Origin of the sequence: Planctomonas deserti (assembly GCF_003067705.1) — a bacterium.
In the GTDB taxonomy this organism is placed as follows: domain Bacteria; phylum Actinomycetota; class Actinomycetes; order Actinomycetales; family Microbacteriaceae; genus Planctomonas; species Planctomonas deserti.
This window is the reverse complement of record NZ_QANL01000002.1, coordinates 81839-95661: the sequence shown is the minus strand read 5'-3', so window position 1 is coordinate 95661 and position 13823 is coordinate 81839. Positions and strand designations below refer to the sequence as shown.

The 13823-nt window shown below is 71.4% G+C and carries 10 protein-coding genes; 7 read left to right on the top strand and 3 right to left on the bottom strand.

The genetic code is table 11. The features are described from left to right. The first annotated feature begins 7 nt into the window (after positions 1 to 7). The 5 genes from DAI20_RS06825 to DAI20_RS06805 all read left to right on the top strand — a co-directional run bounded on the left by DAI20_RS06825 (position 8) and on the right by DAI20_RS06805 (position 8794). Positions 8 to 1348, top strand: a complete 1341-nt coding sequence (locus DAI20_RS06825) for an O-antigen ligase family protein (RefSeq protein WP_108249853.1) — start codon at positions 8 to 10, stop codon at positions 1346 to 1348. Between the two features lie 10 nt (positions 1349 to 1358). Then, complete coding sequence (locus tag DAI20_RS06820; protein ID WP_240605954.1) at positions 1359 to 2669, top strand: O-antigen ligase family protein; 1311 nt, start codon at positions 1359 to 1361, stop codon at positions 2667 to 2669. A 101-nt stretch (positions 2670 to 2770) separates the two neighbouring features. Next, complete coding sequence (locus DAI20_RS06815; RefSeq protein ID WP_108249852.1) at positions 2771 to 4633, top strand: glycosyltransferase; 1863 nt, start codon at positions 2771 to 2773, stop codon at positions 4631 to 4633. A gap of 4 nt (positions 4634 to 4637) precedes the next feature. Further along, on the top strand, positions 4638 to 6413 hold the full coding sequence (locus DAI20_RS06810) for a glycosyltransferase (RefSeq protein WP_108249851.1): 1776 nt from the start codon (positions 4638 to 4640) through the stop codon (positions 6411 to 6413). Next, positions 6413 to 8794 carry a glycosyltransferase family protein gene (locus DAI20_RS06805; protein WP_108249850.1) on the top strand — a complete coding sequence of 794 codons (2382 nt, stop codon included), beginning with the start codon at positions 6413 to 6415 and terminating at the stop codon, positions 8792 to 8794. The genes DAI20_RS06810 and DAI20_RS06805 overlap by 1 nt, the downstream gene beginning before the upstream one ends. A gap of 113 nt (positions 8795 to 8907) precedes the next feature. Here DAI20_RS06805 and glf read toward each other — a convergent pair whose 3' ends face one another. The 3 genes from glf to DAI20_RS06790 all read right to left on the bottom strand — a co-directional run bounded on the left by glf (position 8908) and on the right by DAI20_RS06790 (position 12009). Next, positions 8908 to 10065, bottom strand: coding sequence for a UDP-galactopyranose mutase (gene glf / locus DAI20_RS06800; protein WP_108249849.1), 1158 nt, complete (start codon positions 10063 to 10065; stop codon positions 8908 to 8910). Positions 10066 to 10211: 146 nt separating this feature from the next. After that, positions 10212 to 11051, bottom strand: a complete 840-nt coding sequence (locus DAI20_RS06795; RefSeq protein ID WP_108249848.1) for a glycosyltransferase — start codon at positions 11049 to 11051, stop codon at positions 10212 to 10214. Further along, positions 11044 to 12009 carry a glycosyltransferase gene (locus DAI20_RS06790; protein WP_108249847.1) on the bottom strand — a complete coding sequence of 322 codons (966 nt, stop codon included), beginning with the start codon at positions 12007 to 12009 and terminating at the stop codon, positions 11044 to 11046. The genes DAI20_RS06795 and DAI20_RS06790 overlap by 8 nt, the downstream gene beginning before the upstream one ends. A gap of 165 nt (positions 12010 to 12174) precedes the next feature. On the opposite strand from DAI20_RS06790, the gene DAI20_RS06785 reads away from it, so the two are divergent. Together DAI20_RS06785 and DAI20_RS06780 are read left to right on the top strand one after the other, a co-directional pair. Beyond that, positions 12175 to 13047 (top strand): ABC transporter permease, encoded by an 873-nt coding sequence (locus tag DAI20_RS06785; protein ID WP_108249846.1) that lies wholly within the window; start codon positions 12175 to 12177, stop codon positions 13045 to 13047. After that, complete coding sequence (locus DAI20_RS06780) at positions 13031 to 13786, top strand: ABC transporter ATP-binding protein (RefSeq protein WP_108249845.1); 756 nt, start codon at positions 13031 to 13033, stop codon at positions 13784 to 13786. The genes DAI20_RS06785 and DAI20_RS06780 overlap by 17 nt, the downstream gene beginning before the upstream one ends. Positions 13787 to 13823: the final 37 nt, after the last annotated feature.

Below are 13823 nucleotides of genomic sequence, written 5' to 3'. Positions count from 1 at the left end.
TTGACATATGACGGGGAGCAGGGAGCGTGCGGCGGCCGCCGTCTGCGCGACCCTCGTTCTCTTCACGGTGCTGGCCGGAGACTTCTGGCGCAACACCCTCAGCTGGTACGGATTCGGCGTCGTGGCGGCGGGCCTGCTCGTCTGGTCCGTCGTCCTGCTCGTGCGATCGCGGCCGCGGGTGCGCTTCTGGAAGCTCCCCGTTCCGCTGATCGGATTCCTGCTCTTCGCCACGGCCTCGCTCGCCTGGTCCCAGTACCAGGGCGTCACGGCCCTCGGCGTCGGCCTGCAGTGGGCGACCACCGCCGGGGCGCTGTTCCTTGCGCTCGCCCTCACCTGGCGGGAGTTCGTGGACGCGCTGCACCGCGCGATCCGCGTCATCCTCGGTCTGTCCCTCGTCTTCGAGCTCGCCGTCTCGGTGTTCGTGCGTCAGCCCCTGCTGCCGTTCTTCACCGACTACGGCGACCGCGACATCCCGAAGGCGTTCTACTGGTCGCGCAACCTGCTGTTCGAGGGCGGGCGCATCCAGGGCATCGTGGGCAACGCGAACCTCCTCGGGATGGTCGCGCTGCTCGGGCTCATCGTCTTCGGCGTGCGGCTCGCCGCCACGGAGCACCGGCGCCGGCGGGACTGGGGCTGGATGCTCGTCGCGGTGGCGACCCTCGCGCTCACCAAGTCCTCGACGGTGCTCGTCGCGACGGCCGTGACCGCCGTCGTGCTCGTCCTCGCCCTCGTCGCCCGGCGGCTGACCCCGCGCGGCCGCGTCGGCCTGCTCGCCGGCATCGCCGTGTCCGCCCTCGTGTCCGGCGCCGCCCTGGCGTCCTTCGCGCCCCGCGTGCTCGTGGTGTTCGGGAAGGGCTGCGACCTCACGGGCCGCACGGACATCTGGGCCGGCGTCATCGACCTCGCGGTGCAGCGCCCGGTGCTCGGCTGGGGCTGGTCCAGCTACTGGGCGCCCTGGGTCGAGCCCTTCTCCGGCCTCGCGGTGCGCAACGGCGTGGAGTACCTGCAGGCGCACAACGCCTACCTCGACGTGTGGTTCCAGCTCGGCATCGTCGGCGCCGCCCTCTTCGTCTGCCTTGTCGTCTCCACCGTCGCGCGGGCATGGTGGGCCGCGATCGACCGGCCGCAGCGCAGGCCCGGCCGGCCCCTCCCCTACTCCGCGCTCGACCTGCTCCCGCTGCTCGTGATGGCCGCCCTCGTGGCCCAGAGCATCACGGAGAGCCGGCTCCTGATCGAGGGCGGCTGGGTGCTCCTCGTGACCATGGCCGTCGCGACGAAGGTCGGCACAGCGCGGTCCGAGTCCGTGTCCTCGTCCGGGCGCCCGTACTCGCCGGCCCTGGTGGATTGAGCCGCGGGTCGTGACGCGAATCCCGCCGGGCTCCCGCCTGCCCGACACGATCGCCGACTTCCTCGGGTCCGCCCGCTTCTCGGCCGCGCTGACGCAGGCGATCCTCGGCACGGTGCTGCTGGCCGGGCCCGCCCGCGCGCTCGTCGGCTGGCCGGGACTCATCTCGGCGCTCGCGACCCTCGTCGTGTTCTCGGCCCTGTCCCTCGTGGCCAAGCGGGGGGACTACGAGTGGCGCGGCCTCCTGCCGATCTCGCTCCTCGTCTTCGTCGGCTGGTGCGCGCTCACGGTTCTGTGGAGCAGGTACCAGTGGATCACCGTCGCCGGCGTGCTCTACCAGCTGACCGTGATGTTCCTCGGGGTCTACGTCGCGATCGCGCGAGACCTCATTCAGATCGTCCGGGCATCGGGCGACGTGCTGCGGCTCGTGCTCGTCGTGTCCATCTCGCTCGAGGTGCTCTCCGGTCTGCTCATCGACACCCCGCTGCGCTTCCTCGGCATCCAGGGCAACCTCGACGTCGGCGGACCGATCCAGGGCCTGCTCGGGGGCCGGAACGCGCTCGGCGCCGTCGCGCTGATCGCCGCGATCACGTTCGCGGTCGAGTACTACACGCGCTCGGTGCGGCGCGGCCTCGCGCTGGGCTCCTTCGTGGCCGCCGCCATCGTCGTCCTGCTCACCCGCTCCCCCGTGATCGGCGGCACGTTCCTCGTGCTCGCGGCCGCGGCGGTCGCCCTCGTCGGGCTGCGCCGGACCCACCTGGAGAGCAGGCGGACGTGGCAGGTGGCGCTCCTCGCGCTCGGGCTCGTCGGCGCGGGGATCGTCGTCGCGCTGCGCGGTCAGCTGATCGTCGCGCTCAACGCGCAGAGCGAGTTCCAGCTGCGGGCCCAGCTCTGGCGAGAGCTGCTGCGGCTCGGCGGGCTCAACCAGTTCGAGGGCTGGGGGTGGCTCGGCTGGTGGCGCACGGACATCGTGCCCTACGTGTTCCTCACCGACCGCGGCACCGTCAGCACGGACTCCGCGCTCAGCTCGTTCGTCGACCTCTACTTCCAGACCGGGGTCGTCGGGCTCGTGATCTTCCTCACGTTCGCGGGCCTCGCCTTCGTGCGGTCGTGGCTGCTCGCGTCGGACAAGCGCAGCGTCAGCTACCTGTGGACCCCGCTCGTGCTCGTCGTGCTCGGAGTCGTCTCGCTGGCCGAGAGCATCACGATCGTGGAGTGGGGCTGGCTGCTGCTCGTCGTGTGCGCGCTCAAGGCGGCGCAGGACAAGAGCTGGCGCGGCGTGCTCGCCTCCACGTCCGGCGGGGTTCCCTCATCTAGGATTTGAGACACTAGCGGGGGCGGGACCGCCCATGCCCGCATCGGGAACAGGCGCGGGCGCGTGGGGCCTTCCCGCCGCACCGACCGCCAGCGACACGAAGTGATTACATGACGATACCGACCAGCACGTCCGCTCCTTCCACCGAGGAGAGGGACGACTCCGGCTCCGCCACCCTCCAGCGCATCCTCTTCGCCCCGCCGACCCGCATCGTCGGCGACGGGCTGTACTACCACGTGCACCGCGGCAAGGCCACGGCCGACCGCTTCTCGATCCGTCTCGGCGACCACGCCCGGGTCAGCACGAACACCTACTTCGGCCGCCTGCCCGCGGCCCACCTGCGCCGGGTGACGTCCGTGGTCGGCATCACGCTCGAGGCCGTCGTGAGCGGTTCGGGCCGGCTGACGCTCCTCGACACCGACCTCAGCGAGCGGCCGCGCATCGTCGACTCCGTCGTCGTCACCGGCGCGACGGACGAGACCGTCAGCCTGCGCGGCGCGCTCACCCGCCACCTCGACGGCGGCCACTTCTGGGCCGAGTTCGAGTCGGACGAGGGGTCGCTCAGCGTCTCGGACGCGCGCTTCGTCGCCGACGACGAGGTCGCCGTGCGGCCGGTCAAGGTCGTCATCTGCACGTTCAACCGCGCTGCGGACTGCCTCGCCACCATCACCGCCCTCGTCGACGACGAGGACGCGTTCGCGCGCGTCGGCACCGTCTACGTCGTCGACCAGGGCACCGACCCGGTGGCGGACCAGCCGGGCTTCGCCGACGTTGAGGCGCGCTTCGGCGGCCGGCTGCGCTACATCCGCCAGCCCAACCTCGGTGGCGCCGGCGGCTTCACCCGCGGGCTCTTCGAGTCGATCGCCGTGGAGAACGACGACGCCGACGTCATCCTGATGGACGACGACATCGTGCTCGAGCCCGACACCGTCGTCCGCCTCACCTCGACGTCCGCCCGCGCGACCCGCCCCATCCTCATCGGCGGGCAGATGCTGAACCTCTACCACCCCACCGTGCTGCACACGCACGCGGAGACGGTGGACCTCGCCAACCTCAACGCCGGCATCCCGGTCGTCGACAAGTGGCACAACGTCGACGTGCGCAAGCACGCGGCGACCGGCTGGGCGAGCGCGGGCTACAACGCGTGGTGGTGCTGCCTCATCCCGGCGGAGGTTGTGCGCACCATCGGCTTCCCCCTGCCCGTCTTCTTCCAGTGGGACGACATCGAGTACGGCCTGCGCGCCGCGGGCCGCGGCTTCCCGACCGTCACCCTGCCCGGCGCGGCGGTGTGGCACGCGGACTTCGCCCTCAAGGACTGGGACGACTGGTCGCGCTACTTCAGCCACCGCAACTCGATGATCGTCTCCGCCCTGCACTCCGAGGTCCCGGCGAAGCAGATCGCGGCGACCCAGGCGAAGGCCTACGCGCGGTACATCCTGAGCATGCAGTACGGCATGGCCGCCACGCTGACTCGGGCCATCGAGGACTACCTCGCCGGACCCGAGCAGCTGCACGACGGCGGCGCGGCCGACGCGGCCGTCGTCCGCGCGCTGCGCAATCAGTACCCCGAGACGATCATCCGCAAGCCGGAGGAGATCACCCGCGAGGGCGCCCTCCCGCCGACGCCCGACCTGACCGGCCACGGCACGCCGAGCAAGCCCGTGCTGGTCATGGGCAAGCGCCTCGTCTACCGCGCGCTCGGCCGGTCGAACGCGGCCGCGACGCTGCCCGCCTCCGCGAACGCCTGGTGGAACGCCTCGCGCTTTTCGACCGTGTTCATCACGGATGCGAGCCAGAACGGCTTCCGCGTGCGCCGGCACGACGGCGACGTCTCCGCGGGCGAGAGCAAGCGGGCGGCGCAGATGGTGCTGCGCCTCGTCCGCGAGGGCGCCGATGCGCGCCGCCGCTGGCGCGAGGCCGTCGGCGAGCTCACGAGCGCGGAGAACTGGCGCCGCATCTACGGCCTGGACTGATCCGGTGGCGGACACGTCGTTCCGGACGTCCGTCGACCTGCTCCGCCTGATGCGGCCGGCGCTCGATGCGCCGGCCGCGTCCCCCGCGCTGTACGACTCCACGCCGCCCGGCGGACGCGGCGCGTCCGTGCGCAGCTGGTTCAACTCCGCCCCCGTCGGTGCGTGGCGCGAGATCCTCGGCGACGTGCCGGTGGAGCTCGTCGTCGACGCCACGGGCCCCGTCCGGGTGCTGAACGGCGACGAGTCCGGGACGGTCGTACTGGCCGAGCACGACGGGCCGGGGCCCCTCACGCTCGCGGTCGACCTCGCCGCGCTGTCCCACCGCTGGTGCTGGGTCGAGCTGCCGGGCGCATCCGGTGTCGACGACCTGCGCGGCTACCGCTGGTCCGTCGCCTCGGGCCGCGCGGCGAGCGCCGTCGTCGTGATCCCCACGTTCGGGCGCGAGGACGCCTGCCGGGAGCAGGTCGAGCGCATCCTCGCGGGCACGACCGCGGCCGAGGTCGCGAGCATCGTCGTCGTCGACCAGGCGCGCACCTTCGCGGACTCCCTGCCGGAGGGCCTGGACTGGGATCGCGTCACGCTCGTCGAGCAGGACAACCTCGGCGGTTCCGGCGGCTACGCCCGCGGGCTGTGGCACGCGCGGGACCACGACGGCCCGGTCGTCTTCCTCGACGACGACGCCGCGGTGCATTCCGAGACCCTCCGCCGCATGATCGTGCTCTCCAGCCTGGCGCGGGAGCCACGTCTGATCGGCACGGCCCTGTTCGCCCCGGAGCAGCCGGACGCCCCCGTCGCCACGGCCGAGGTCGTCGACCGGCGCCGGTTCCAGTGGGGCGCGGCCCGCCCGGCGGAGGCCGCCAGAGCCGCCGCAGGGGGAACCGACGCCCCGGAGTGGGCCTGGGACCGCGGCACTGCCGCGGACTACGTCGGCTGGTGGTGCGCCGCCCTGCCGCCGCGAGCGGCTCGGACGATCGGCTACCCGGCGCCCTACTTCCTCAAGTGGGACGACGCGGAGTACGGGTTGCGCGCGCACTCGCGCGGCGTCCTTCCCACCGTCGTCCCCGGCATCAGCGCGGTGCACCCCGCGTGGCGCTCCGACGGTGCGGCGCACTGGTCGATGGCGCCCCTGCACCGCAACCGCGTGGCCACCGCCCTCGCGCACGGCGCCGGCCGCGGGATCCTGCTCGACAGCCTCGTGCACCAGGTGAAGCACGCGCTCAGCCTGCAGTACGACGTCGCGGAGCTCTGGGAGCTGGGGATCACCGACGCGCTCGGCGGCCCCGGCTGGCTGCTCGGCGATCCGTCGACCATCCGCGCGCGTGCCGAAGGCCTGCTCGCGAAGCGTGCCGAAGGCCTGCTCGCGAAGCGCGCCGCGGCGTCGGAGCGGCTGGGCGCGGTGGAACCCGCGACCACCGGGCACACGGCGCGCGCCGCGGCACCACTTCCGCTGCCGAGGGCCGTGCTGAGCGCCGTGCTCGGCCTCCTGCGGCCGCTGAACCCGGCGGCGCCGACCGTGCGGGTGGACGCATTCTCCTGGCGGGCGACGCTCGGCCTCGACGCCGCCCTCGTCGGCGACCCGAGCACGGGTACCGCCGTCCTGCTCCGCCGCGACCCCCGCCGGGCGCGGGCGCTGCTCCTTCGTTCCCTCTCCTCGCACGCCCGGCTGGCGGTGTCGTGGTCCCGGCTCGCCGCCCGCTACCGGCGCGCACTGCCCGAGGCGTCCACCGAGGAGCGCTGGGCCGCGCGATTCGCGGCCGCCGCACCCCGAGAAAGGTCTTGATGGCCACCGTGTACCCTGGCGCGGGCGCTTCAGCCCCGGCGCCTCAGCAGACCCCGAAGACCCCGAAGAACCCGTCGACCCAGCAGACCCCGCAGGAGATCCTCATGACGGCATCAGCCGAGCCGGCCGTCGCCGCACGCACGTCGAACCCCTGGTGGGCCATCGCCGCGGTCGCCTTCGTGCTCGTCGCGTCGCTCGTGCCCCTGGTCTTCAACGACCGCTTCTACTTCTTCGCCGACACGCAGGACGGCGCCTACGGCATCTGGTGGGAGATCGGCCGGTCCGTGCTCGCCGGCCAGTGGCCGCTCTTCAGCGCCGACAGCTGGATGGCGGGCAACCACGCCGCGGAGGGGCAGTGGGGGCTGTGGAACCCGCTCATCCTCTTGATCAGCGTGCTCGTCTACCTCACGCCGAACGCGCTCGTGATCGTGAGCGCGATCAAGATCGCGTTCCTGGGCTTCGCCGCGGGCGGCACCTACCTCATGGCCCGGGGCTACGGCGCGAACCAGCCGCTCGCCTTCGTGGCCGCCATCGCGGCGCCGCTCGGCGGCTTCACGTTCTACATGGACGCGCCCTCCTGGGTGACCAACCTCTTCGTCTGGGCCTTCTTCCCCTGGGTCGCGTGGGGCCTGCGCCGCATGATCTGGGCCGGCGGGAGCCCGCTCGTGCCCGTGGTCTTCGGCTTCTTCCTCGTGACGATCGGCTACGTGCACGGCACGATCCTGCTGGTGCTGCTGTTCATCGCCCTGATCGTCGAGGTCGTCGTGCACCGCCGCTGGCGGTCCCTCGTCACCGTGCTGGTCACGGGCGTGATCCTCGGTCTCGTCGCCCTCGCCGTGTACCTGCCCGGCGTGCTCACCGCGGGCGTCACGGCCCGTGCGAGCGGCATCGACAACGACGGCTTCATGGTCGCCACGCTCACCGGCCTGGCGTCCTCCGCCGTCGCCAGCGGCCGGGTGGACCTGTCCGGGTGGTGGGGTCGCTTCAGCGCCGAGCCGCTGCTCTACATCGCCTGGTTCCTGCCCCTGTTCGCCTTCGTCGACTACGGCCGCTTCCGCGCGCTCCGGACCCGCACGACGAGCCTCTTCGTGATGTTCGCGCTCGCCCTCGCGTTCGTGGTGGGACCCGGCCGCCTCGGGCCGCTGCAGTTCCCCGCCCGGGTCGTGCCCTGGGTCGCGCTGCTCAGCATCGTGGTGCTCGCGGTCCTGCTCAGCCGGGCCCCTGCCACGCCGCTCAGCCGCACGCGGCTCGCGGTGGCCCTCTCCCTCGTGGTGGCCGGCGGCTGGCTGGCGAACAGTCAGGTCCCCGCGTGGTGGCGCGCGCACGCGCTCTCGACCCTCATCGCCGCGGCGGGCGTGCTCCTGGTCTGGCTGATCCTCGCCCACGGCACGGGACGGGTGAAGCGCATGCTTCCGGCCCTCTTCTCCCGCCGCACCGCGACGGCCGCGGTGGCGATCGCGGCGATCACGCTCGTCGTGGTCGTCGTGCAGGCGCGGGCCTTCGCGCCCAACCTGCGCTCCGGTCTGCTCTCCCCCGACGAGAGCGCCGAGTACACGACCCAGCTCGACGGCGCGAAGGGCGAGGCCTTCGTCGTCGGCTCGCCGTACGGCCTCGGCGACGATGTGCTCGAGGAGACCCTGCTCTCGAACAGCTGGTACCTGAACCCCACCCCGGTGCACAACCTGTACACGCCGGTCCAGTACCTGAGCTACGCGCTCGACCTCTGCATGAACCACACCGGCGTGTCCTGCGCCGACTCCGTCGACAAGCTCTTCTCGACGGACGAGGAGACCGGCGAGCGCGTCGTCGACCTCCTCTCCATCGACACCGTGCAGATCCTGCGCGAGCCCGAGGAGACGGAGCAGGAGCTTGCGTCGCGCCCCGTGCCCTCGGGCTGGCAGCAGGTGGACGTCGACGACGACGCCGTGCTCTGGGTGCGCGAGGACGAGCCGGAGCCGGCCGGCGGCGTGGTCTGGCAGTCGGAGGGGACGCAGGTCACCCAGCTCAGCTCGGACGACGAGACCCTGCGGGTCCGCGTCGACGCGGTGCCCGCGGGCGGCGGCGAGGTCGCCCTCAGCCGCCTCTCCTGGCCCGGCTACACCGTCGACGGCGGCACGCTCGGCGACCCCCTCCGTGGCTACCTGCTGACGGTGAACCTCGACGAGGCGTCCATCGGCGACACGGTGACCGTGCGCTTCCTCCCGCCCGCGTGGACCCTCATCGTGTCCTCCATGGTGCTCGCGCTTCTGCTCACCGTCGGCCTCGCACTCGCCCCGCTCGCGCGGCGCCTCCGGCGCAGGCGCGACCGCAACGAGCCCGGCGCGCGCGCCGAGGACGCCGCCGAGAGCCGGTCCGACGGCGTGGCGGCCGGCGCCCGGTAAGCGCGCCGGGTCGAGCGGGCCGAACGCGCCCCGCAACGACGAATGCCGCCCTCCCCGATGGGGAGGGCGGCATTCGCGTTCGTGGCCGAGGGCGGTCGGGCCGCCCGGCCGGTCTAGGACCGAACGAGGACCGGCTTGACCTTGTTCTCGAACATCGAGAGCGCGGCGCCGATGGCCATGTGCATGTCGAGGTACTGATAGGTGCCGAGGCGGCCGCCGAAGAAGACGTCCCGCTCGCCCTTGGCGAGCTCGCGGTAGCCGAGCAGTCCCTCGCGGTCCGCGGGCGTGTTCACCGGGTAGTAGGGCTCGTCGCTGCGCTCGGCGAAGCGCGAGTACTCCCGCATGATGACGGTCCGGTCCGTCGGGTAGTCCCGCTCCGGGTGGAAGTGCCGGAACTCGTGGATGCGCGTGTAGGGCACGTCGGCATCCGCGTAGTTCATGACGGTGGTGCCCTGGAAGTCCCCAATGTTCAGGACCTCCTTCTCGAAGTCCAGCGTGCGCCAGGAGAGGGCCCCCTGCACATAGTCGAAGTACCGGTCGATGGCGCCCGTGTAGACGATGGGGAGCCGGCCGACGGTCGCGGACTTGCTGAACTCCTGGCTCTCGTCGAAGAAGTCGGTGTCGAGCCGCACCTCGATGTTCGGGTGGTCCGCCATGCGCTCGAGCCACGCGGTGTAGCCGTCGACGGGCAGGCCCTCGTGGGTGTCGTTGAAGTAGCGGTTGTCGTAGTTGTAGCGCACGGGCAGGCGGCTGATGACCTCGGCGGGCAGCTCGGTCGCGGGGGTCTGCCACTGCTTTGCGGTGTAGTCGCGGATGAACGCCTCGTAGAGCGGGCGCCCGATGAGGGAGATGCCCTTCTCCTCGAGGTTGCGCGCCTTGTCGGCGGAGAACTCCGAGGCGAGCTCGGCGATCAGGTCGCGGGCCGAGGACGGCGAGTGCGCGGCGCGGAAGAACTGGTTGATCGTGCCGAGGTTGATCGGCAGCGGATACACCTCGCCCTTGTGGTTCGTGTACACGCGGTGGGTGTAGTTCGTGAACGCCGTGAAGCGGTTCACGTAGTTCCAGACGGTCTCGTTCGACGTGTGGAACAGGTGCGCCCCGTAGGTGTGCACCTCGATGCCGGTGTCCGGGTCGGTCTCGCTGTAGGCGTTGCCGCCGATGTGGGAGCGCCGGTCGATGACCGTGACCTTCAGACCCAGCTCGGTGGCCGCGCGCTCCGCGATGGTGAGCCCGAAGAACCCCGATCCGACGACTAAGAGGTCTGTGCTCATGAATGTTCCTTCGCGTTTCTTCCGATTACGGCGCCCCTAGGCTACCCAACGAATCCCGGCGCCCCCTGCACGCGCGCGGGGGCACGGCCGGATCCGGTCGGCCGGTCGTGCACCGCCCGGGCCGCGGATCGGTCGGGCGAACCGGGTCAGCGACGGGCGAAGCGGCCGGTCGCGATGACCCGGCGGTAGGCGGCGCGGCGCACGCCCTCCGGCACCAGCCGGTACGAGCCGCGCACGGCGACGTTGCGCACCGCCTCGTAGGGGGTCGTGAAGCGCAGCCGGCGGAACTCGCGCTGCAGGCGGAGCTCCGCGCGCAGCTGCGCGAGACCGCCCCGGCGCGCGTAGGCGCCGTCGCTCACCCGGTACATGACCAGCGGGTCGGGGATGTTCTCCACGCGCGCGCCGGTGTGGATCATCCGGGCGAACAGCGAGTAGTCCTCCATGAGCCCGATGTCGGTGTAGCCGCCCGCCTTCCGCACGGCGGCCTTCCGGTACACCACGGTGGGGTGGTTGAAGGGATCGGCGAAGCGTGCGTAGTGCTCGATGGCCGACTGGCCCGTCGGCGGCACCCGGCGGCCGACGATGGTGCCGACCTCGTCGGCGAACTCGAACATGCCCGTGCCGATCAGGTCGAGCCCGGCCTCCATCTCGACCATCTGCCGGGCGAACCGCTCCGGCAGCGAGATGTCGTCGGCGTCCATCCGGGCGACGACCTCGTGCTCGCACGCGTCGAGCCCGGTCTCGAGCGCGACGGCGAGGCCGCGGTTCTCCCGAAGCACCACGAGCCGGACCGGCACGGGAGAGGACTCGACGATCGCCTCGATGCAGCGGCTCAGGTCGTACGGCACCGGGCCGTCCTGCACGATCACCACGTCGTCCGGGCGCTGCGTCTGCTCGGGAACGGAGCTGCGGAAGGCGCGCTCGAGGTACGCCGGCTTGTCCCCGGAGTACACGGGGAGGAGGAGGGAGAACTTCTCGCTAGCCACGGCCGGCCCCGGACTCGATGGCGACCACCGCGTCGGTCACGGGTCCGAGCCCGGCGAGCGAGCGGGCGTTCGACTGCGGGCGCCCCGTGAGCCCGCGCTTCAGCCCGGCGGCCAGCATCCGCAGGAGGAGGCCGCGGTTCCGCGAGCGCAGGATCGTCCTGGCGCTCCGCACGACCGTCGCCCCGCCGTAGAGCAGCTTCTCGGCCGGCGACAGTCCGCGCGAGTGCAGCAGCAGCCAGAGCTTGTTGCGCACCTCGTAGTAGAACCGCTCCCCCGGGTCGACGTCGGTCGAGCCGAGCTTCGCGGTCTTGTGCACCACGACGCTCTGCGGCACGAACAGCCCGCGCGCCCCGCGGAGCAGCCGGGTGGAGAACTCGAAGTCGTCGTTCCAGATGAAGTAGTCGGCGATGGGGAGGCCAAGGCGCCGCACGGCGTCCGCGTCCACGAGCATGGAGACGAAGGAGGAGCTGCGCACGGGCACGTACCCGGAGGACGCGGCCGCGTCGCGCTCGGCCGAGCCCACGAACGGACGGGTGCGCGGGGTGTTCATGGGATGGTCGCGGCCGTCGGTCCACACGACGCGGGAGCCGGCGAGCGCGACGCCCGGACCGGACCGGACCGCCCGGACGAGCTCCTCGAGCGCGGTGGGCGTCGGGATGGTGTCGTCGTCCATGACCCAAATCCACTCGGCCGCGTGCTCCGTCAGCGCCCGGGCCATCCCGGCGGCGAAGCCACCGGCGCCCCCGGTGTTCCGGACGAGCGTCACGACGTCCGCCGTGGGCAGTGCCGCACGGGCCGCGTCGGCGGAGCCGTCGGTCGAGGCGTTGTCGACGACGACGACGGCCGCGAGCGGAAGAGTCTGGGCGACCACGGCCTCGAGGGCCTCGACGAGAAGCTGCCTCCTGTTGTACGCGACGATCACGGCGACCACACGGGGCGGCGGAGGGAGCACTGACATGAGACTCATACCCTAACGCGAGCGGCATCCGCGGCCCCTGTCCCCGCACAGGGCGCCGGGCGCGACGGGCACTCGCTCGGCGCTCGTGCAGCAGTAGCTACAATCGACTGCAGTCACGGACCCCGCAGCCGAGCGCGCACGTGGGCGAACAGAAAAGGACCACGTTTGTCACGCACCACGGATTCCCCGAGCCTTCGCGGCTTCGTCGAGCCAGGGCGCGGCGCCGGCCTGGTCGACGTGTTCCGCCGCCGCTACCTTCTGTCGCTGCTCGTGCGCAAGGAGGTGCAGGTCCGCTACCGCGGCTCCGTGCTCGGCTGGCTCTGGTCGTACGTCAAGCCGCTCGCCCAGTTCATCGTCTTCTTCCTCGCGATCGGCGTCTTCCTCCGGCTGAACGACGCCGTCATCAACTTCCCGATCTACCTCTTCTCGGGCATCGTCGTCATCAACGTCTTCATGGAGGCGTTCGGCAACGCGACCCGCTCCCTCGTGGACAACGGCGCCCTGATCAAGAAGATCTACCTGCCGCGCGAGCTGTTCCCGGTCTCGTCGTCGATCGTCGCGCTGATCAACTTCCTGCCCCAGGTGGTCATCCTGTTCGTGGTGTGCCTCTTCTTCGGGTGGTCGCCGCAGCCGCTGCAGGTGCTCGGCATCTTCCTCGCGACGCTCATCGTGCTCACCCTCGCGACCGGGCTCGGCATGTTGTTCGGCGCCGCGAACGTGTCGTTCCGCGACTCGCAGAACTTCGTCGACCTGATCATCATGGTGGCGACCTGGGCCTCCCCCGTGCTCTACCAGATCTCGCAGGTGCGCGACGTCGTGCCCGACTGGGCGCTCGTGCTGTACCAGCTGAACCCGCTCACGGCGGCGGTCGGCCTGTTCCACGCCGGCTTCTGGTACCCGACGACGGACGGCCGCGGCGAGCTGCAGGAGAACCTCTACCTCTACGGCGTCATCGGCCTCGTCGTCTCCCTCCTCGCGCTCGCCCTCGGCCAGCTCGTCTTCCGCAGACTGGAGGGGCGCTTTGCCCAGGACCTCTGACGACGTCGCGACGTCGAACTCCGCGAGCATCATCGTGGACGGCGTCCGCAAGACGTTCCTCTTCCGGCACACGCACTCCATCAAGGAGACGGTCATCGCGGCCGTGCGCCGCAAGCCCCTCGCCTCAACCTTCGATGCCCTGAAGGACGTGAGCTTCACCATCCAGCAGGGGGAGTCCGTCGCCCTGCTCGGCTTCAACGGGTCGGGGAAGTCGACCCTGCTCAAGCTCATCAGCGGCGTGCTCCGCCCCGACGCGGGCGCCATCCGCACCCGGGGCCGGGTCGCCGGGCTCATCGAGGTGGGCGCCGGCTTCCACCCGGACCTGTCCGGCCGGGAGAACATCTACCTGAACGCGGCCATCCTCGGCATGAGCAAGTCCGAGATCGACGAGCGCTTCGACGACATCGTCGCCTTCTCCGAGATCGAGAAGTTCATCGACACCGAGGTAAAGCACTACTCCTCCGGTATGTTTCTGCGCCTCGCGTTCTCGGTCGCGATCCACACCGAGGTCGACATCCTGCTCGTGGACGAGATCCTGTCGGTGGGCGACGAGCCGTTCCAGCGCAAGTGCCTCGACCGCATCCGCGAGCTGCACCAGCAGGGCAAGACGCTCGTGGTGGTCAGCCACGACCTCGACATGGTGGCGAGGCTCTGCGACCGGGGCATCCTGGTCGACCAGGGCACGCTCGCGTTCGATGGCGACGCCACCGAGGCCGTCGAGAGAATGCGCGCACGCTAGCCGTCCCGGCTGCGCCTGACGCAGCCTGTATCGTGAC